Origin of the sequence: Winogradskyella epiphytica (assembly GCF_003217215.1) — a bacterium.
Taxonomy (GTDB): Bacteria; Bacteroidota; Bacteroidia; order Flavobacteriales; family Flavobacteriaceae; genus Winogradskyella; species Winogradskyella epiphytica.
In genome coordinates this window covers 87,655-107,290 of the sequence record NZ_QJTD01000004.1, presented here as the reverse complement: position 1 = coordinate 107,290, position 19,636 = coordinate 87,655, and the positions used below count along the sequence as shown (strand labels likewise).

The 19,636-nt window shown below is 33.9% G+C and carries 18 protein-coding genes; 5 read left to right on the top strand and 13 right to left on the bottom strand.

All coding sequences use genetic code 11. The features are described 5' to 3' along the window. Positions 1-148 precede the first annotated feature (148 nt). Positions 149-982, top strand: coding sequence for a hypothetical protein (locus DFQ11_RS10620; RefSeq protein ID WP_110475867.1), 834 nt, complete (start codon positions 149-151; stop codon positions 980-982). A 13-nt stretch (positions 983-995) separates the two neighbouring features. Here the strand turns inward: DFQ11_RS10620 and gldC are convergent, their stop codons facing one another. Together gldC and gldB are read right to left on the bottom strand one after the other, a co-directional pair. Beyond that, positions 996-1,334 (bottom strand): gliding motility protein GldC, encoded by a 339-nt coding sequence (gene gldC / locus DFQ11_RS10615; protein ID WP_110475866.1) that lies wholly within the window; start codon positions 1,332-1,334, stop codon positions 996-998. Beyond that, the gene (gldB, locus tag DFQ11_RS10610; protein WP_110475865.1) at positions 1,334-2,296 is read right to left on the bottom strand and encodes a gliding motility lipoprotein GldB; all 963 of its coding nucleotides are present in this window, start codon (positions 2,294-2,296) and stop codon (positions 1,334-1,336) included. The genes gldC and gldB overlap by 1 nt, the downstream gene beginning before the upstream one ends. An 85-nt stretch (positions 2,297-2,381) precedes the next feature. Between gldB and nadE the strand changes: the two genes are divergently transcribed. Together nadE and DFQ11_RS10600 are read left to right on the top strand one after the other, a co-directional pair. Further along, complete coding sequence (nadE, locus tag DFQ11_RS10605) at positions 2,382-3,170, top strand: NAD(+) synthase (RefSeq protein WP_110475864.1); 789 nt, start codon at positions 2,382-2,384, stop codon at positions 3,168-3,170. 170 nt (positions 3,171-3,340) lie between these two features. Beyond that, positions 3,341-3,970: a response regulator transcription factor gene (locus DFQ11_RS10600; protein ID WP_110475863.1), complete on the top strand. Its 630-nt coding sequence runs from the start codon at positions 3,341-3,343 to the stop codon at positions 3,968-3,970. 7 nt (positions 3,971-3,977) lie between these two features. On the opposite strand, the gene dnaG is transcribed toward DFQ11_RS10600, so the two are convergent. Further along, complete coding sequence (gene dnaG / locus DFQ11_RS10595) at positions 3,978-5,942, bottom strand: DNA primase (RefSeq protein WP_110475862.1); 1,965 nt, start codon at positions 5,940-5,942, stop codon at positions 3,978-3,980. Between the two features lie 221 nt (positions 5,943-6,163). On the opposite strand from dnaG, the gene DFQ11_RS10590 reads away from it, so the two are divergent. Next, positions 6,164-6,490: a DMT family transporter gene (locus DFQ11_RS10590; protein WP_110475861.1), complete on the top strand. Its 327-nt coding sequence runs from the start codon at positions 6,164-6,166 to the stop codon at positions 6,488-6,490. 65 nt (positions 6,491-6,555) lie between these two features. Here DFQ11_RS10590 and DFQ11_RS10585 read toward each other — a convergent pair whose 3' ends face one another. The 4 genes from DFQ11_RS10585 to DFQ11_RS10570 form a co-directional block, all read right to left on the bottom strand. Next, positions 6,556-7,665 (bottom strand): hypothetical protein, encoded by a 1,110-nt coding sequence (locus DFQ11_RS10585; RefSeq protein WP_110475860.1) that lies wholly within the window; start codon positions 7,663-7,665, stop codon positions 6,556-6,558. 37 nt (positions 7,666-7,702) lie between these two features. Next, positions 7,703-8,488, bottom strand: coding sequence for a hypothetical protein (locus tag DFQ11_RS10580; RefSeq protein WP_110475859.1), 786 nt, complete (start codon positions 8,486-8,488; stop codon positions 7,703-7,705). After that, complete coding sequence (locus tag DFQ11_RS10575) at positions 8,475-9,038, bottom strand: RNA polymerase sigma factor (protein WP_110475858.1); 564 nt, start codon at positions 9,036-9,038, stop codon at positions 8,475-8,477. The genes DFQ11_RS10580 and DFQ11_RS10575 overlap by 14 nt, the downstream gene beginning before the upstream one ends. 142 nt (positions 9,039-9,180) lie before the next feature. Further along, entirely contained in the window at positions 9,181-10,158 is a 978-nt protein-coding gene (locus tag DFQ11_RS10570) for a polyprenyl synthetase family protein (protein WP_110475918.1), read from the bottom strand. Between the two features lie 130 nt (positions 10,159-10,288). Here DFQ11_RS10570 and DFQ11_RS10565 point away from each other — a divergent pair, with 130 nt between their 5' ends. Next, complete coding sequence (locus tag DFQ11_RS10565; RefSeq protein WP_110475857.1) at positions 10,289-11,212, top strand: T9SS type A sorting domain-containing protein; 924 nt, start codon at positions 10,289-10,291, stop codon at positions 11,210-11,212. A 64-nt stretch (positions 11,213-11,276) separates the two neighbouring features. Here the strand turns inward: DFQ11_RS10565 and rlmN are convergent, their stop codons facing one another. The 6 genes from rlmN to DFQ11_RS10535 all read right to left on the bottom strand — a co-directional run bounded on the left by rlmN (position 11,277) and on the right by DFQ11_RS10535 (position 19,278). After that, entirely contained in the window at positions 11,277-12,317 is a 1,041-nt protein-coding gene (gene rlmN, locus DFQ11_RS10560) for a 23S rRNA (adenine(2503)-C(2))-methyltransferase RlmN (RefSeq protein ID WP_110475856.1), read from the bottom strand. A 206-nt stretch (positions 12,318-12,523) separates the two neighbouring features. Then, positions 12,524-13,573: a tRNA preQ1(34) S-adenosylmethionine ribosyltransferase-isomerase QueA gene (gene queA / locus DFQ11_RS10555; protein WP_110475855.1), complete on the bottom strand. Its 1,050-nt coding sequence runs from the start codon at positions 13,571-13,573 to the stop codon at positions 12,524-12,526. 190 nt (positions 13,574-13,763) lie between these two features. After that, positions 13,764-14,999 carry a 3-phosphoshikimate 1-carboxyvinyltransferase gene (locus DFQ11_RS10550; RefSeq protein WP_110475854.1) on the bottom strand — a complete coding sequence of 412 codons (1,236 nt, stop codon included), beginning with the start codon at positions 14,997-14,999 and terminating at the stop codon, positions 13,764-13,766. Positions 15,000-15,033: 34 nt separating this feature from the next. Then, positions 15,034-15,360 carry a nucleotide pyrophosphohydrolase gene (locus DFQ11_RS10545; RefSeq protein WP_110475853.1) on the bottom strand — a complete coding sequence of 109 codons (327 nt, stop codon included), beginning with the start codon at positions 15,358-15,360 and terminating at the stop codon, positions 15,034-15,036. Between the two features lie 2 nt (positions 15,361-15,362). Beyond that, positions 15,363-17,315: a DUF3857 domain-containing protein gene (locus tag DFQ11_RS10540; RefSeq protein WP_110475852.1), complete on the bottom strand. Its 1,953-nt coding sequence runs from the start codon at positions 17,313-17,315 to the stop codon at positions 15,363-15,365. Positions 17,316-17,373: 58 nt separating this feature from the next. Beyond that, positions 17,374-19,278 carry a DUF3857 domain-containing protein gene (locus tag DFQ11_RS10535; RefSeq protein ID WP_110475851.1) on the bottom strand — a complete coding sequence of 635 codons (1,905 nt, stop codon included), beginning with the start codon at positions 19,276-19,278 and terminating at the stop codon, positions 17,374-17,376. Between the last annotated feature and the right edge of the window lie 358 nt (positions 19,279-19,636).

Here is a 19,636-nt window from a genome sequence, read left to right as displayed (position 1 = left end):
TATTTACACATAAACTAAAATAATATAGAGCCTATTTAAAATACAACCTCCCTTTCAGAATAACCTATATATTTGCTTTCAACATTGCGAATCCTTTACAAATTTCCTAATGTTTTAATTGTTTTCCCAAGAACAAAACCTACTTATTATGAAATTGATTCACACGATAGTGTTCTTTCTATTGACCTCGTTTATCTATGGTCAAAAATCAACTTTATTTCAAAACATTAATTTTAGAGCTGATGAGCTTAAGCACTATTTAAATACATCAGAAGATCGCATAATTTTAAGATGTGAACGCGACATATTTGAAGTTGTGATTTACAATGATGATTTTGAACGCGTGATTAATGTTGAAGGCTCAGAAGTACAAATTCCTATATCAGATGTTCCAGTTGGCAGATATGTTGTAGAAGTTGCGCTTAGTGACAAACTTATTGTGATCACTCTAGTCCGCCACGAACCCCTTGAAGCCGCTAAAACTAAGCCGCTGAGTATTAATGCCGACCCTGTTACCACTAGAATATCGCCTAAAAAGGATGTTATTGACAGTGTGATGGCCGCGGAAAGTATAGTTAGAGAGATAAACAAGTCGAATACACAAATGGCTGGTAAAGGAGACTCATCTGAAACTGAAGTCCTAAAATCAGGCAATCAAAGATCAAACCCTAATAATTCCACACTCCTAGACTCACCAAAAGAACTGGTCAAAAAACCTATAAAAGCCTATTGGATTCACTACCAAAGTAACAACGGCACACGTTCTGAAAAAGTTCAGAGATTAGGGGACCAACAACTTGTTGATCGTTTAATTAAAAAGATTGAAATAGACATGAAAACAGAAACAGGTCGATTGAACAAACTTTCCATTTGGGAAGTTTATGACCCACCTGCTTTTATTACACATAAACGTTTTCATAAAAAGAACTATACAGAAATACCTTCCGAAAGTTTTAATATCAAACCTTATTACCAGAAATAAAGACGCTAAGAGCCTATTCTTTCTTAAGCTCTAATTTCTCAGCAAAATAATCGCAAAAATCTTTCATGGTAGCAGCCATCTTTTCATCTTGAGTTGCTCTTAAAAAAGTGTCGCTCATTGTCACTAGAGTTTGATGAAAGAAAAGTTTCATTTCGTCTACCGGCATGTCTTTCGTCCACAAATCAATTTTTAAAGTTTCTTGAGCATTACTATCCCAAACTGACAACATTACCGCTTTAGCTTCTTCATTATTTACCCCACCATCTTCGGCAGACCAATGTAGCTTTTCTGGTACTCTGTTCTCATCAAGCTCAACGTTTAATTCTATTTTCGACTTTATAGTTTTTGACATTATTTTCTTGGTTTAAATTTTGATTTTCTAAATATGACTTCAGGTTCAGTTTGCATAATTTTTAAAATATCCTCACTTGTATTGTCAGCGTAAGCCTTTACAATTTGCCAACCTATATATTGACCTAAGCGTCCAGGCGACTCGTTATCTAATTCTAAATAAAATTTAGAAAAAGGCGCATCTGCAATAAATCGGTTAGACAATTTAGGATCCGTATCGTACAATAATTCTTTTTCAATAAAATAGCTCCATATCTGACTTTCATTAAGTTCAGCCCATTTCAGTTGCTCTTCAGAATAACCGATTCTCTCCGAAACCGACTTAAAAGGAATCATCACATCTTTGAAATAAAGAAGCTTTCCATGATATATCATTTCATCAAGTAAGGTTTTTCGATTTGTTTGAAACACATACTTTTTCGCATAACCTTCCGTAACCTCAGTAATTAACTGGGACTTCTTCATATTTGCGGCGATATACATTGGTATGTTTTGATAAAACTCATGATCTGAACCTAGAAAATTATCCAATGCTATAAGCAGAATTGAATCTGTAACAATCGTTTTTTCTCTATATGCCACATCGTTTGTAAGCGTAATTACGCGAGGTGTTTTAAAAGTTTTATCGTAATATTTTAGATGTTGAAACAGACCATTTAATTCTTCTTTAGAGGAATTGAAATCAGGAAAAGTTTTTTGAACTTCACTAAGTAACTCGTGTTGTAAAGTATCCTTCATCCTACTTATTACTATGGAATCTGGCATCTGTTTAGAAAACAAAAACGGATAGTCTTTTTTTAGCTTTGGTAGGTCTTGTGGTGTAGAATTAAGAAATGCTTGATCAAAGCGTTCCACTTTAAAATCAGTGTCAATTTTCGCAATTTCCTTTTCTGTCTTCGAATCTGAATCACAAGACAAAAGCATTAATCCTAAGAAGAAAATAAAGTAATTTCGTACAAACATTTAGTAAAACATTTTTAATCCTAACTCTTATAGGCTATTTTTGTTGTGCAAAGGTACACTTCTTTGTATTAAAAACTCAAATATTATGCAAACGGAAAAGGTTATAGAACATATCGTAGGTTGGCTTAAAGACTATGCCACCAACGCCGGAGTTAATGGCTTTGTCATTGGTATTTCTGGCGGTATAGATTCAGCAGTGACTTCAACACTTTGCGCAAAAACAGGATTAGACCTTTTGTGTATAGAGATGCCGATTCATCAGGCAGCGAGTCATGTCACCAGAGCTCAAGAACATATTTCGTTCTTAAAATCTAACTTTTCTAATGTTACTGATATTAGAGTTGACCTAACACCTGTCTTTGAAGAATTTAAAACTGAAGTAAGTCTAGACGGGAATCAAGCTACAGTTGATATGGCACTAGCCAATACCAGAGCTCGCTTGAGAATGACCACTCTCTACTATTACGCGGGACTAAAAGGTCTCTTAGTAGCAGGCACGGGAAATAAAGTTGAAGATTTCGGCGTTGGATTTTACACAAAATATGGTGATGGTGGTGTTGACTTGAGTCCAATTGCCGATTTAATGAAGTCTGAAGTATACGAATTAGGTCAATTTTTAAATGTCCCTAATTCGATTATGAAGGCTGCACCGAGCGATGGATTATTCGGAGATTCCCGAAGTGATGAAGATCAAATTGGCGCTTCTTACCCAGAATTAGAATGGGCCATGAAAGTTATAGAAGAAGGTAAAACAATATCCGATTTTGAAGGTAGAAAACGTGAAGTTCTTAAAATTTATAATAGATACAATAATTCAAATAAACATAAAATGGACCCTATACCAATTTGCGAAATTCCTAGTGATTTAAAATAATTATTGAATTTATCAAAATAATAACAACTATTCATTGAATTTATTGTATTTTTGTATGTAGAACCTCACGAAGTATTTCGAATAGATTTTAATTTTCAGCTAGCCTACCCGAGCTAAAAGAAAAAGCACCCCCAAACCCTAACCCAAACCTATTTCTAAATATTATTGCCATGACAAAGATATTAATTGTAGACAGTCATCCCATCGTCCGGAAGGGATTAGAACTATTTTTAAGTAGTAAACCAGACCTTAAAATTGTAGGAAGTTTAAGTAGTGGAATCGAAATTTTCGAATTTATGAGAAACCATGAGGTTGATGTCATAATTTCAGAAGTTGACTTACCAGAACTAAACGGAATCACAGCTCTTAGAGCTATTAAAAATGAAAATAAATCCGTAAATGTGTTGATGTTTAGTCACCAACCAGAAGAGATTTACGCTATCAGCACACTTAAAGCAGGCGCTTCAGGTTACTTGCATAAAACTGCAAGTGTAGAAGAGATCGAAGCAGCTATTAGAAAAATTATCATCGGTGAAATTTCACTCAGTGAAAAAATGGATAAACATTATCGTTACGAAGACACGCGTAAGAGTAGAAGTAGAATGTTTAAGAAATTATCCACTAGAGAAGTTGAAGTTTTAAAATTGCTGTCCATCGGCAGAAAGAATAAAGAAGTCGCTCAAGAGCTAGATATTAATGAAAAGACGGTAAGCACTTATAAAGCAAGACTATTTAAAAAGCTAAATGTCACTAATATTGTTGATTTAATACATCAAGCAAAACATCACAATCTAACATAAATAGAATTTAGCTTACTACTTTACCTAATTTTCGGGATAAAAGCATTTTAAGCCCTAAATACTCTTTAACATCTTCGATAATGATACGTAAATCGGCATCTTCCTTTAAGGTCTCATTCTTATATTCAGCTACCTTTTTATCTATAAGATGACATCTTAAGCTTAAAATAGTTTGACTCACTAACTGTGGTACTGAGTCTTTCTTTTCTTTAGGTACAATTTGATTTCGCTCCCAGTCGTGCAAGTTATAACGCTCATCCTCCATCAAAATACTTGTAATTAAACTTGCAGCGTCTTGATCGAGTTGATTAATGAAGTTTTTAGTTGAAAAATCTTCGTCTTGATTTAACTTATCTATAATTGAATAATAAAGCACTTTAAACTGCGGGTTAGTAAATTCCATTTCATCCTCTTGAAGATCTAAATACACTTTCTCAAATACGCGTGCTTCATGTTTTGTTGGCTCTAAAATTAATTCTCCCGTGGCTTCATCTTCTTGCATGACCAAATCTTCAAACTCTTCTGTTCTGTCACCATAAAGCATTAGAATTTCAATAATTTTACGTTCCAATTGGTACTGAACATCAATTTTTGGTTTGGACTGCTCTTCATTCTTTACAACTTGAAAGGCAGGTTGAGCAGGCTTATACGACTTACTTGCTTCGGCCGTCTCCTTCTTATTGATTTGCGCTAACGTACTAAATAGTACATTTTCACTGATATCCATTATTCTCGCGCATTCCTGAATATAAACTTCACGTTTAATTTGATCGGGAATTTTAGCAATACTATTTACAATTTCTCGAATGGTTTCAGCCTTCTTAATGGGATCATTATTAGCTTCTCTTACTAATAAAGAGGCTTTAAACTGAATAAAGTCAGTCGCATTTTCATTAAGATAAGTTGAAAGTTCTTCTAAGGTATTTGATTTCGCAAAACTATCTGGGTCTTCGCCATCAGGGAATAAGCAAATCTTTACATTAACGCCTTGCTCTAATATTAAATCTATACCACGAATAGACGCTCTAATACCTGCCGCATCACCATCAAACAAGACCGTAATATTATTAGTAAGTCTGTTAATTAAGCGAATTTGATCTGGTGATAAGGCCGTTCCTGAAGACGACACCACATTTGTAATTCCTGTTTGGTGAAACTGAATCACATCCGTATAACCTTCTACCAGATAACAATTATCTTCTTTAGCAATACTTTGTTTGGCATGAAACAGACCATATAAAATTTTACTCTTATGATAGATTTCACTTTCAGGCGAGTTTAGATATTTCGCCGCTTTTTTATTGTTGATTAAAATTCGACCTCCAAAACCTAGAATTCGTCCACTCATACTATGAATTGGAAACATAACTCTGCCTTTAAATCTGTCGAAACGCTTTTCGCCTTTAACAATAGTTAAACCTGTTTGCTCTAAAAACTCTATCTGATAGCCTTTTCCTAAAGCATCGTCTGTAAAGGCTTGCCATTCATCTAAGGAGTAACCTAATTGAAATTTTTTAATGGTTTCCTCAGTAAACCCTCTCTCTTTAAAATAACTTAAACCAATGGCTTTTCCTTGATCTGTATGATGAAGAATTTTTTGAAAATATGTATTCGCATATTCACTTACTAGATACAAACTTTCTCGAGTATCTGCCTGAGCTTTTTCCTCATCAGTTCGTTCAGTTTCCTCTAATTCAATATTATATTTCTTAGCCAGATATCGGATTGCTTCGGGATACGTAAAATGCTCATGTTCCATTAAAAAGGTCACCGCATTTCCACCTTTGCCACTCGAAAAATCTTTCCAAATCTGTTTTACAGGAGACACCATAAAACTAGGGGAACGTTCATCGCTAAATGGACTTAATCCTTTGAAGTTACTTCCCGATTTTTTTAATTGAACAAAATCACCAATAACCTCTTCTACGCGAGCAGTTTCAAACACTTGTGCTATGGAATTTTGTGAAATCATATATCTATTATTTTGCCTGTTTATGGGTAGAATCTAAAGCAAGCATCTTTTTAAATTTATTCGGAAATTATAAAACGTTTTCCACTCTATTGGAATGTGGGTAAATTTAAGATAAAACAATTTGTATTTAAAATTTAAGCCGTAAAGTAATTTGTTAATCTTGATTAAAACACGAACTTCGTTTAGAAATTAATTAAATCTTATGAAATAACAATATCAGGATGAATTGGATATTATTGATAATTGCAGGCTTATTTGAGGTCGCTTTTGCCGCTTGCTTAGGAAAAGCCAAAGAAGCCACTGGAACTGAAGCTAGCTATTGGTATGTTGGCTTTTTGATATGCTTGGCTATAAGTATGCTACTTCTTGTAAAAGTGACACAAGAACTTCCGATTGGAACTGCATATGCCGTATGGACAGGTATCGGAGCGGTTGGCACAGTACTCATTGGCATATTTATATTTAAGGAACCCGCTACGTTTTGGCGGTTATTTTTTATAACGACTCTAATCGTTTCAATCGTTGGACTTAAGTTCGTATCAAATTGAAACATAAAAAGAAGCCTCAATCTAATTTAGACCAAGGCTTTTTTAAGTTTAACACATTGTTTTATTTAATCCATATCGAATCGTAAACCTACAGAAATATTATTCTGGTCTATAGCTTGATTTTTAAATATTGGATTTAAATCGTACTTCACATATAATGCAACATCTCCCAAGGACACATACCCACTTAGTCCATAGATAAAATCACTCGCTTCAAATTCATCCTTTTGTTTTTCTTTCTCTCGGTCTCCATCTTGCTTGTATTTAAGTTTTTGAACATTAGCCAAATTTATTCCTGCATACCCACCTAAACCTATTTTGAGCTTTTTATGGGTTGAATACCTAAAATAATGGTCGCCTTCAATCTTTTCAGATGGTCCAAATTCTATATGCATTGGGAACACCAAATTAGTGGTTCTAAATTTTGCTTTTTTTAAGTTCATAGGAAACTCCTCTAGCTCAATAGTGCCATCGTTATTAACCAAATAGTTATTATTCTTAATATTTAGCTTGTTCCACTGTAACGAAAATCCATATTTCAATCTGAAGAAATTACTGTTTTCTAAGATTCTGGTTTTCCAAGCATATCCTAGTTCTATGAATCCAGATCCGCCTATTTTATATGGAGAATCGTCCAGTTTTTGGCCTTCGATTATAGCATTATTAAATCCTATGGCAAATACAACATCAGTAGATGTTCTTAAATCATACTTTCTTAGCTTATCTTTTGATTTTTCTCCCAGATAGAAAAAACTGTCACCCCTATTATCTTTACTCCCTCCTATTCTAAAAAGATAGCCATCCGTTTCGGTATCTGACTTTACATATAGGCCTGCTTCGTTAGCGTTTCGTTGTAAAAGTGCTATTTGCTTATCTAGTATATCTCTTCTATTTTCAATATTAAGCGCGGCTACTTTTGCCGCTTCTTTCTTTAGATTCTCAGCTTGTTCGGCCGTTATTTCACCCGCGTCTAAACGCTTATTGATGATAGATATTTTAGTTTTTAAACTTTCCTTTTCTTCTTCTTCGATTTTAGATTTTTTTTCTTCCAAAGCACTAATCTTTTGATTGATTTCAGCTTTTCGAATAGAATCTGCAGCCTTTGTTTGAGCTGATAAACTTGTGAATGACAAGCTTAAAACCAAGTACACTACTAATTTTGTAATTGTGTTCATAATTGTTCGTTTTTTGATTGATGATTATTGATGAATTTTAATTATTTCGATCTGCAACTGCGGTCCTAATAGTTTCATAACTTTCTTTTAAGGCCTCAAATACTCTACTTCTGAAAGATTGACCCATTTCGTCTTCTACACTTCTTAATAAAGCATCTGCATCAACGGTTCTTGTTGTTTCAGACTGCAATCTTTCTTTAAACAATTCTTTACTCGCTATTTTTAATAAGGAATCTATCTCTTCATCCGAAACTGCGATATTTTCAGATTTTATCTCTTTAAAAGCATTGGCTATAGCATTATTCATTATAGCTTCTTCTAATAAATCTTGTGTTTCTTTTTCTAGCAATTCTTCTTTAGATAATTGAATTATGTTTGAATCTGAAGCCTTTTGATTGACTAATTTGGTTTCTGCTTTAAACTCTCCCTGAATTTCTTTTTTGTAATCTTTAATTTGAGATTCCTTCTGAATAGATAGCAATTCTTGCTCTTCATTAGTCTTCACCTTTTCCTCCACTAATTGAATTGATTTTTCGGGCAATGAATCCTCAATTTTAATCTCCTTTTGAATTTCCGTTTTCGTATCCTCTACAACTTGAGGTGATACCTGATCACTTTCATCCATGCTAAAAAACTGTACAGCTATAGCCATCATAATCAGTAAACCTGCAGCGACACTCAACCACCAAAATAGTGGCCCTTTCGATGATTTCTCTTCAGCATCCAAGCGCTCAGCCAATTTTGACCAACTATCTGCTGACGGAGATAAGCTACGTTTTTCGAGCTTGTCCTTTATATTTTCTTCAAACTTAATTGGTGACATAACTGTTGCTATTTAATTCTGTTATTCTTTTTTGAAGCATTTGTCTTGCTTTAAACAATTGCGACTTAGATGTACCTTCGGATATATTTAAAAGCACCGCAATCTCATTATGCTTATAACCTTCTATGGCATACATAACAAATACCATCCGGTAGCCTTCAGGCAAACCATCAATGACTTGCTGTATCTCTGCCAACTCGATATTGGTATTAATATTATTGAAAGAATCATGCTCTAAATAATCATCTTCCGTTGCAAATTCAATGGATTTCTTTTGTCTTAAATAGGAAATAGCTTCTCTAACCATGATGCGTCTTATCCAACCTTCAAAACTTCCTTCGTTCTTGAAATTGCTTAAATATTTGAAGACTTTGAAAAAACCATTAAGCATCACCTCTTCTGCCTGTTGTACGTCTTGGATATAATATCTACAAACGCTGAGCATTTTAGGAGAATGAAGCTCATACAAAACATGCTGTGCTTCGCGATTTTGTTTCGCAGCTCTTTGTATAAGTTTAGTTTCGTTTTTATGAAGTTGGATAACTTTCATCGTCTTTTTTAAGTTCTGGTGGCATTCATCGCTTTCAGAAGCCTTTCTATTTATAAAGACGCAATTTTGTTACCAAGGGTTGCTTGAGAAGTTAAAATAATTCAATATTATTTGCAACTAAATGATTTTCAGTCGCTTGAAATTATTTTTTTCTATCTATCACGTAATCAACCATGAGGTTAAGTGACGCTTTATATGGTGAATCTGGGTATTTTGATAAAATAGCTAATGCCTCCTCTTGGAAAGCTTTCATTTTTGAAACTGCATAATCCAATCCACCATTGGCTTTCACAAATTTAATAACTTCCCTAACCCGTTTTTTATCCTTGTTATGATTTTTCACAGAATTGATTAGCCAAGATTTTTCTTTTTTCGTGCAGTTATTTAAGACATAAATTAAAGGCAAGGTCATCTTTTGTTCTTTAATATCTATCCCTGTAGGCTTACCAATAGCCTCGTTGCCATAATCGAATAAGTCGTCTTTAATCTGAAAAGCCATTCCTATCAATTCTCCAAACTTTCGCATGGTTTCTACATCTTGCGAGTCTGGTTTTACTGATGCAGCACCTAAACTACAACAGGCTGCAATTAAAGTAGCCGTTTTTTGTCTTATGATTTCGTAGTATATATCTTCTGTAATATCTAATTGCCTTGCTTTTTCAATTTGAAGCAATTCACCTTCACTCATTTCTCTAACAGCAACCGAGATAATTTTAAGCAAGTCGAAATCATTATTGTCTATAGAAAGTAATAGTCCTTTTGACAATAGGAAGTCACCAATAAGAACGGCGATTTTATTTTTCCAAAGAGCATTAATAGAGAAGAATCCACGTCGTCGGTTGCTATCGTCTACCACATCGTCGTGAACTAAAGTTGCCGTATGAATTAACTCTATAACCGATGCTCCTCTATAAGTGCGTTCACTCACCTCTCCGTTATTCATCATTTTAGCCACCAAGAACACAAACATAGGTCGCATTTGTTTGCCTTTACGGTTAACAATATAATGAGTAATACGATTCAGTAGCGCTACCTTACTTGCCATAGAGAGTTGAAACTTTTGTTCAAAAAGATCCATCTCGTAAGCGATAGGTAATTTTATTTGTTCGGTTATTTTCATTTTAGCTTTAAACCTTGCGAAATTACGAATTCTATTAATATTTATTCTTAAAAAAGGAATTATAGCAATATAAGTTTTCCGATTCAAATTAATTTGTAACTTTAGACCATTAACTAAAAAACCAATACACATGAAAAAAATTACTCTTTTAATCACTTGTTTAGCGGTAAGCTTAACAGCAATTTCACAACAAACTATTTCCTTTGAAGCTTCAGAAGGCTTTTCTTTAGGAGATATTAACACACAAAACGGCTGGGAAACTACTAGTACTGGTCCAGGTACTTTTGTTACTAACCAAGAGATTACAGATGCTCAAGCAACAGACGGTACTTATTCATTTAAGTTCGGTAATGAGCCTGCATTCCCAGGTCAAGAGGGACCTGTAGTTGGGGGATTTTATGATTTCGCAACACCAATACCGCACTCCACATTTACTGTTTCTTTTGATATGCTTGCTACTCAGCAAGATGGTACTGGTGCAGATTTTAGATTTGGCTTGACAGGTACTGATGGTACTGATGGCTATTACGTATTGGTTGTCGATTTTAACTATTTAGGTAATATTAACGTTCTAAATGCAGCAGGTGATGCGTTTCAAATTATTGGGACATGGACTGCTAATACATGGTATAATGTAAGAGCCGAAGTATCAGAAACTAACGTAACTTTTTTTGTAAATGACGTTGAAGCAGGGCAATCTGTTCTAATAAGTAATTATGACATTGAATCACTAAGAGTTGTGCACGACAACTACGGTGGAGATGCCTATGTCGATAACATAAGAATAAATGATGAAGATCTTTCAGTTATTGATTTTTCTAATAATACGTTTACACACAATTATAATAAGTCTATTAAAACACTTAATTTAGAATCTTCTGCTGCAGCAATGACTAGCGTTGAAATTTACTCAGTGTTAGGTCAAAATGTACTTACGAAATCTTTAAATGCTACATCTGAATCTATTGACTTATCGTCTTTAACTGATGGAGTATATTTAGCTAAAGTGAGTGTTGATGGTCACTCTGAAACAATTAAGTTTATGAAAAACTAATTATTTCTCTCAAATAAAAAAGCGGCAATTGCCGCTTTTTTTATGTCTTAATCTAAAATAAACCTTACCCCTTATTAGCCAATTGCCCGCAAGCCGCATCAATATCTTTGCCTCTACTTCTTCTTACCGTTACCGTAATATTATTTGCTTCTAAGACCCTTACATACATATCTATAGCTTCAGATTTCGCTTGTTGAAATTCACCATCATCAATAGGGTTATATTCTATTAAATTGACTTTACTTGGTGCAAATTTGCAAAACTCAACCAGAGCATCTACATCTTTACGTTTATCGTTAATGCCATCCCAAACAACATACTCATAGGTTATTCTGTTTTTTGTAGCCGCATACCAGTATTGAAGTGCTTCTCTTAAATCACTTAAGGGAAACGTCGCATTGAACGGCATAATTGATGTCCGTATTTCGTCTATTGCAGAGTGAAGTGATACTGCTAATTTAAATTTCACATTATCATCCGCCATTTTTTTAATTAATTTTGGCACTCCAGATGTTGACACTACAATACGTTTTGGTGACATACCTAAACCTTCAGGAGAGGTGATTTTATCAATGGCCTTTAATACATTATTATAGTTCATTAACGGCTCTCCCATTCCCATAAAGACAATATTACTTAAGGGTCTGTTATGGTATAGTCGGCTTTCATTATCTATAGCCACAACCTGATCGTAAATTTCATCCGGATTCAAGTTTCGCATACGTTTAAGCCTAGAGGTAGCACAGAACCTACAATCTAAGCTACAGCCCACCTGAGATGACACACAGGCCGTAGTTCTAGTTGCGGTTGGAATAAGTACCGATTCTACAACTAAATCATCATGTAATCTAACGGCATTTTTTATAGTCCCATCGGAGCTACGCTGCATTTGGTCAACCTTTATATGATTAATCACAAAGTTTGCTTCAAGCATTTGCCTAGTTTCCAATGATAAATTTGTCATATCATCGAAACTATAAGCCGATTTCTGCCAAAGCCATTCATAAACCTGGTTACCTCTAAAGGCTTTATCTCCTTGATTTACAAAGAAGTCTCTGAGTTGATCTTTGGTTAACGCGCGTATGTCTTTCTTTTTTGTTTTCATCTGATGCAAAAGTAATGAATTGTATTGTGATAGATCATATTTGAATAAAACTCCTAAAAAGATTAGATTAAAGGATCACTATTTCCTTCATTATTTTACAATACACGTCAATTGGACAGGCTATACAATTAGTAAAACATTAAAAACTGAAAAAGAAAAAAGCCTCACTGAAGAGGCTTTTTTTATTTATTTAATGTTTATCTAAATTAGATGATAAGCATAGCATCACCATAAGAATAGAATTTATACTTTTCTTTAACGGCTTCTTCATAGGCTCTCTTTACAAAATCATAGCCACCAAAAGCTGAAGTCATCATTAGTAATGTCGACTTTGGCGTATGAAAATTTGTAATCATACAGTTCGCAATACTAAACTCGTAAGGAGGAAATATAAATTTGTTAGTCCAACCTTCAAACTCATTTAACCGTCCATTAGAAGATACAGAGCTTTCTACAGTACGCATAGAAGTTGTACCAACAGCACATACTCGTTTTTTATTTTCAATTCCTCTATTTACAATATCGGCAGCTTGTTTTGAAATAACGATTTCTTCACTATCCATTTTATGTTTCGATAAATCTTCAACCTCTACCGGATTGAAAGTACCTAAACCAACATGTAATGTAACATCTGCTGTTTCTACACCTTTAATTTCTAATCTTTTTAAAAGATGTTTAGAAAAATGCAAACCAGCCGTTGGTGCAGCCACTGCGCCTTCATGTTTTGCATAGATAGTTTGATAGCGCTCTTCATCTTCTGGCTCTACCTCTCTCTTAATATATTTTGGTAATGGTGTTTCTCCTAATTCAGTTAGTTTGGTTCTAAAATCACTATAAGATCCATCATAAAGAAAACGTAAAGTTCTACCTCTAGATGTCGTGTTATCGATAACCTCCGCAACTAAAGTTTCATCTTCTCCGAAATATAGTTTATTACCAATTCTAATTTTACGAGCAGGATCTACTAAGACATCCCAAAGACGCTGATCTTGATTAAGCTCACGTAATAAGAAGACTTCGATACGAGCTCCCGTTTTTTCTTTATTTCCAAATAATCTTGCAGGAAACACTTTTGTGTCATTCATAATCATCACATCACCTTCATCAAAGTAATCAATGATATCCTTGAAAAGTTTGTGCTCAATAGTTTGCTTTTCTCTGTTAAGCACCATTAATCTAGCCTCGTCTCTGTGTTCTGCAGGATGTTCAGCTAATAATTCATCTGGAAGGTCAAAATTAAAGTGTGATAATTTCATGTTTCTATTGTATTTTTTGAAGTTGCAAATATACAATCTCAAGATAGGCCTTGTCAAGTAAATAGGCGTTTATTTTTAATTATAAAAAACCAATGAGATTATTGAGTATTAGCGCAATACAAATGATTCAATAGAATTAAAAAAACAGACGTAAATAGCTTTATAAATTAGGTCAGCAATAATGGATTCTCTATGATATTGTATCGTAATCGAAGCCAATGCGTTTTAGGTCTTTCCAAAAATCAGGATATGATTTACTAACCACCTCCGCATTCTTTATCTCAATGGGTACTAATAACCCTAATGGCGCAAAGGCCATTGCCATTCTATGATCGTTATACGTACTTATTGAAACTTCTTGTTTAATATTATCCGAGGCTTTTAAGTGAAGAGAATCGTTGGTAATAGTGACTTGAGCTCCTAATTTTTCTAACTCATTTTTTAGCGCAACCAATCGGTCCGTTTCCTTTATCTTCAAGGTATGTAATCCCGTTAATTGACATTCCTTCCCTAATCCAAATGAGGTTACAGCGATAGTCTGTGCAATATCTGGAGCATCACGTAAGTCGAATTGTTTTAAAGAGTTTTTATCATTGGTCTCCACTTTCTGAAGGCAAATTGAATTATCTAAGAATGTTGTTTTAACTCCAAAGTTTTTGTAAATGCTTACTAAAGCAGAATCTCCCTGTAAGCTTTCGTTTTTATAAGAGGAAATTATGATTTCTGTGCCGACCGCACTTAATGCAATGATGCTGTAGAAGTACGATGCAGAAGACCAGTCAGATTCAACAGTTAAAATTTGCGAAGACACTGTTGAAGAACATGGTTTTACAGAAACAACGTTATTTATAAAATTGGTTTCGATACCTATTTCACGCAACAAACTTAAAGTCATTTGGATATAGGGCATTGAAGTAATTTCGCCTATTAAGGTCAACTCTAAACCATTCTCTAATTTTGAAGCAATTAGCAGCAATGCAGAAATATACTGACTACTCACATTTGCTTCAAGAGTTACCTTATTTTTGGTAATATCTCGTCCAACAATCTTTAGAGGCGGATAACCTTCGTTTTCTAAATAGCGAATATCAGCTCCTAGGCTATTTAAGGCATCTACCAATATTTCAATGGGCCGTTCTTTCATGCGTGAAGAACCCGTAAGAATTACTTCTCGATTCTTCTGAATGGAAAAAAAAGCCGTTAAAAATCGCATAGCCGTTCCGGCATGATGAATATCTACAAGCTTATCTTTTGTCGACACTGCTTTTTGCATCAATACCGAATCGTCTGAGTTTGATAAATTTTGAATTTGAAGCTGCGGATATAATGCTTGCAATAATAACAAGCGATTAGATTCACTCTTCGACCCAGTAATCTGAACCTTTTGATGATTTCGAAGCTTTGATTTTTTTATGTAGACGTTCATTTTTTGAACTAGAGATTTACCTAAGAAAACAAAGCTACTTCAATTTCTCATTATTGTGATGTCTATTGTGATCGCGTTTTGTTTTTTTATCCATTTTTTTATCAAATGCTTCCTGCAAATCAATTCCTGTTTGATTCGCTAAACATAAGACAACGAATAACACATCAGATAATTCTTCACCTAAGTCTTTATCTTTATCGCTTTCTTTTTCACTTTGCTCGCCATAACGCCTAGCAATAATACGAGCAACCTCGCCGACCTCCTCGGTAAGTTGCGCCATATTAGTTAACTCATTAAAGTATCTTACGCCATGCTCTTTAATCCAGTTATCAACTTCTTGTTGTGCGTTTTTAATATCCATATTTAAGCTTTAGTTAATACAATTTGCTCTGCTTGTTTTTCAACAATTTTACTATAAAAGGTTTTGAAGTCTTTATAGTCTTCAGGCAAAATTAATGGATTAACAATATCTAACTGCGCTTTAAGCTGTAAATATTGACCATTTTGTTGAACTAGATAAGTAAACTTAACGTTAGCGTCTTTAAATTGAATAGCTTCAGATTGTGGAATAGACTCAACAACATAGCCTTCTGGCAACATAATATTGACCATATATCTATCCGAATAAGGTATAACGAAATCAATAGGATACTCTCTTTCCTCTAATTTGAACGGGTTTTCTTTTGTTGCCAAGAATAACATCGGCGAAAAATAAAGTTTGTCACCTACCTCATCAATTGCATCTGAAAGTTCATACTCGTATTTCAATTTTATGGGCTGTGTAGCATCTTTTGCATTTTCAACATCAAGCTCCATGATTTCTATATCACCTTTACCTTTTTCTATGGATTTAATTTGTTCTTCGGTTGTGACATTAGAATACCTATCTCTGTAGAAATAAGCCACGTAATCTGTAAGCTGCTTGGCTACATTTCCAGTTAACGAAAAATCATCATTAATTTTCACATTTAACATTGAGGTCTCAGTAGATATTCTTTGTGGTTGAAGATTAACCCAACTCGATTCTTTACTGCTTTCAAGCAAGCGGCCTTGCCAGTTCAACGCACGACGAGGTAAAATATTATTCGTAGTATATTGCTCAGTTGCATCTAATAATAATTGTTCATCTCCTTTTTGAACACTACAAATTACATAATTAAATCCATCTCGAGTTGGAAAAACAGGAATACCATTACTTCTTGTACTAACTAGAACCGGACTAGCATTTACACCTTGAGAACGCAACATTGAAATTAGCATCAAGTTAATGTCTGCATCATTTCCTTCACCTTCTTTGTAAGCCGTTCTTACCCCTTTTTGTGTGTAAATACCGTAAGAACCATTCCACTTTACTTTAGATTTCACCAACTTTTCAACCAGATGTGCTTTTTCAAAATCATCTTCCACACCTTTCAATGCTGCTTCTAAGTCATTTTTATAGATATTGAATCTCTCTAATTGAGCTCCAAAATTAGGACTATCATAGATAGTTTTTGATACTTGCTCCCAAGTTGTAGAGAGTGATTTGCTCACAATCTTGTTACTATTTAAGATAACCGAAAGTTCCATGGCCAATTTACCTCTAAAATTGTTGATGTTCCCAGAATAAGCCTCTTCTCTTAGCGCAGGCACATCTACCTCATTAATTTCTAAGATATTTATTTTATAATCAAAAGGTGTTCTTGTATGAACAGACGACTCACTTATATAAGGCTGATATTTCGCACGGATATTAGACTGCTTATTATAAATATAATACTCAGGAGTTGATATTTTTACATCTAATTTATTCACAGGCACACTGAATTGAAAAACGATATCGTCTATAGTAATTCGAGGAGATGTTACGGTATATTCATATTCGATAACAGTACCTTCTTTTACATTTGGAAGTGTAAATGAACTTATCTTTATAAATTCACTATAATCCTCTGTAAACTTACCATCATTTCTTAATTTATCCTTTTCTATTTTACCATTTTCAAGGTTGTATGAAAATCCTTTTAAAGTAGAAATAGACTCTTTCTGTCCTGAACCTTGGTATAAATATATTTTTTTAGTAGCCCAATCAAAACCATCCTTGTTGTAGATTTTTATTCGTTCATGAACCTTACGACGTTGCATAAATCCTTCATTTGAAGAGAAGAAGAAACTTATATCTTCGTTTCGATATAATATAGCAGCTGGAGTTGCAGAATCTTTCTGGTGAAAAGTTTCTTGTAACTCGGCTTCTGATATTTTTCCGAATCTAAAATCTTGTCCGTTTGATAAATTAAAGGTTAAGGCAAATGCCAAAGTTAATAAGAGGTATTTCATTGCTAACTGGGTTGAAAAGTTGTTTAATTAATATTTTGTTCTTATTAGTAAGCGTGCCCTAAACTTTTGTTAACACCACTTTACTTTTATCATTTTTTACAATTTGTTTTCTAAAATTTCTAAAGGCTTTATAGTCTTCTTTTTGGTAACTTCCTTTTAGCAAAACAAATGTTCTCGTATACTTTAACTTATTACCTTCTATGGCTTCTAACTTAAAACTATAACTTCCGAATTTTGTATTAATTTCTTTAGAGTCCGTCATAGCTTCAACTTTTAAACCTTCTGGGATTTGTATAATAAACTCATCTGTGTCTTTAAAAGAACGATCGATTTTAAATTCTAATTTTCGCTCTGTATATCTAGGAGGAATAGCGGTTAGCTTATTAAACATATTAGGTTGAAAAATAAGTCGATCACCACTTTTTGAAGCATAATTCGTTGTGGACAATTTTATATTCTCTTTATAAACAACCGCTTCTTTATCATTTTCGATGTTTATGTGGTCAATGGAAATATTATTTACATAACTCCAATATTTCTTGTAATATAATTTCTGATCTCGTTCTGTTCTATTTTCAATTCCTTCATGATTATTATATTGAAAACCTGTAGAGGTGATATTAATGTCTGCAGTAAAACTTCCTGAATCATCCATATTGATTATGGCTTTTGTATCCTGAACACTTTCATCTGCCTCGTATACTTTAGTACGAACAATTTCTCCACCATCAGGCTTAACTAACAAAACATTCCTATCATCTGTAAAGCCCGCTGTAAAACCAAAAGGGCTAGTTTGACTTGTACATTCTAAAAAGATATTTTCATCTTCCGTTGGAACACATAGTATAACATGATTTCCTTCAATTGAAGAGAATTCTCTATCAATATCTCTTAAGCTGTTACCACCATAAACAACCGTATAAAAAGACGGAACATCAACAGCTTCTAACAAAGCTTTGGTATAATTTGTTAGCCCTTTACAATCGGCATATCCTAATTTATCTACATCAGTGGCCGACATTGGCTTCCAACCTCCAATTCCTACTTGAATACTGATATATCGCGTTTTATCTTGCATAAATTTGTACACAATCTTTGCGCGCTCAATTGGATCATCAACTCCTGCTGTGAGTTGTCTTACTTGTTCTTTTGTAGCTTCAGGAATTTCGTCTGTACCTGTTAAAAGTTTATCATACATCCATTTTCCAAAGTCATTCCAATTATTATTTACACCTTCAACCCCAACCATTTCGAATTTTTTAAGGGCCACTTTATAACGTGGTACAATACTTAATAATTCGGGAGTGTAGGCTTCATATTTAATCCCTTGGATATTTTCAGCCACAAAATGATGTTCTGAAATTTCTCTAATATTATAATTCTCGAAATTTTCCTTTTTTGTTTTCAATTCAATTCCTACTGAATTGATGAGTTCATATTCCGCATGTTGAATACTCACATAATAATCATGCATAGGAGTCCATCCCGGAAAAAAAGCGGTGCTTTTATAAGTCATGTCTACTACAAACTCGACCGTATATGGATAGTCTAAAGGCACATAGTCTAGGTATTTAACTCGATCATCTTCATAAATAGAAATATCGCTAACCGCACTAGCATCGGTAAAATCTCTTTTTCTTACCTTTTTGATTTCTTCACCCATAGCATCGAAAATTCGCGCTTCCATTTTACCTATCACTCGGTGACTATCATAAAAGGCAACGGCATTCACATGTTTCTTACCATATTCGTTATAAACTGTTGTAATTCTCTTGGTTGAAACTTTGATTTGGTTACTACTTAAAATTTCGACCTGTTCCTTTTCATAACGCACAATTGCGTTTGCTTTTGTCTTAAGATCGGCATCAACTAAATAGGCGTTATACACGTCCTCAGTCTGAGAAAAACCAAAAATTGATATTAATAAAAGTAGGGTAGAAAGGCTAAGTTTGGCGGAATACATTTCTGAATTTGAGAGGTTAAGGATACAATATAAAGAAGAATATTAATTCACCAAATAAATTCTAATCCAGATTTTCGAAACTAGAGAAATTTTCGATTAACAACCTCTCTCTCTATTTCACTAACTTCTTAACAGCTTAAATCGAATGCAGAATTATAGGACAAGCTATCCCAACATATATTAACCCGCTTAAGTTTACATAAATGCCCTATTCTGAAAAGAACTCTTAACTCCATTTGAAAACACCTTAATAAATCTTTTAGAAAAAATATATCGAATCTTCAAAAGGTATAAAAAAACCACCACTTTTCTATTGTGTTTATCAGGTCTAAGATCACACAAGTTATAGAAGATAAAA

Excerpts from the sequence above, each read along its gene's own strand:
- DFQ11_RS10620 (WP_110475867.1), top strand. The coding sequence starts at position 149 with ATGAAATTGATTCACACGATAGTGTTCTTTCTATTGACCTCGTTTATC.
- nadE (WP_110475864.1), top strand. The coding sequence starts at position 2,382 with ATGCAAACGGAAAAGGTTATAGAACATATCGTAGGTTGGCTTAAAGAC.
- DFQ11_RS10585 (WP_110475860.1), bottom strand. The coding sequence starts at position 7,665 with ATGAACACAATTACAAAATTAGTAGTGTACTTGGTTTTAAGCTTGTCA.
- DFQ11_RS10570 (WP_110475918.1), bottom strand. The coding sequence starts at position 10,158 with ATGAAAATAACCGAACAAATAAAATTACCTATCGCTTACGAGATGGAT.
- DFQ11_RS10575 (WP_110475858.1), bottom strand. The coding sequence starts at position 9,038 with ATGAAAGTTATCCAACTTCATAAAAACGAAACTAAACTTATACAAAGA.
- rlmN (WP_110475856.1), bottom strand. The coding sequence starts at position 12,317 with ATGAAAACAAAAAAGAAAGACATACGCGCGTTAACCAAAGATCAACTC.
- DFQ11_RS10550 (WP_110475854.1), bottom strand. The coding sequence starts at position 14,999 with ATGAACGTCTACATAAAAAAATCAAAGCTTCGAAATCATCAAAAGGTT.
- DFQ11_RS10545 (WP_110475853.1), bottom strand. The coding sequence starts at position 15,360 with ATGGATATTAAAAACGCACAACAAGAAGTTGATAACTGGATTAAAGAG.
- gldB (WP_110475865.1), bottom strand. The coding sequence starts at position 2,296 with ATGTTTGTACGAAATTACTTTATTTTCTTCTTAGGATTAATGCTTTTG.
- dnaG (WP_110475862.1), bottom strand. The coding sequence starts at position 5,942 with ATGATTTCACAAAATTCCATAGCACAAGTGTTTGAAACTGCTCGCGTA.
- DFQ11_RS10565 (WP_110475857.1), top strand. The coding sequence starts at position 10,289 with ATGAAAAAAATTACTCTTTTAATCACTTGTTTAGCGGTAAGCTTAACA.
- gldC (WP_110475866.1), bottom strand. The coding sequence starts at position 1,334 with ATGTCAAAAACTATAAAGTCGAAAATAGAATTAAACGTTGAGCTTGAT.
- DFQ11_RS10540 (WP_110475852.1), bottom strand. The coding sequence starts at position 17,315 with ATGAAATACCTCTTATTAACTTTGGCATTTGCCTTAACCTTTAATTTA.
- DFQ11_RS10580 (WP_110475859.1), bottom strand. The coding sequence starts at position 8,488 with ATGTCACCAATTAAGTTTGAAGAAAATATAAAGGACAAGCTCGAAAAA.
- DFQ11_RS10590 (WP_110475861.1), top strand. The coding sequence starts at position 6,164 with ATGAATTGGATATTATTGATAATTGCAGGCTTATTTGAGGTCGCTTTT.
- queA (WP_110475855.1), bottom strand. The coding sequence starts at position 13,573 with ATGAAATTATCACACTTTAATTTTGACCTTCCAGATGAATTATTAGCT.
- DFQ11_RS10600 (WP_110475863.1), top strand. The coding sequence starts at position 3,341 with ATGACAAAGATATTAATTGTAGACAGTCATCCCATCGTCCGGAAGGGA.
- DFQ11_RS10535 (WP_110475851.1), bottom strand. The coding sequence starts at position 19,278 with ATGTATTCCGCCAAACTTAGCCTTTCTACCCTACTTTTATTAATATCA.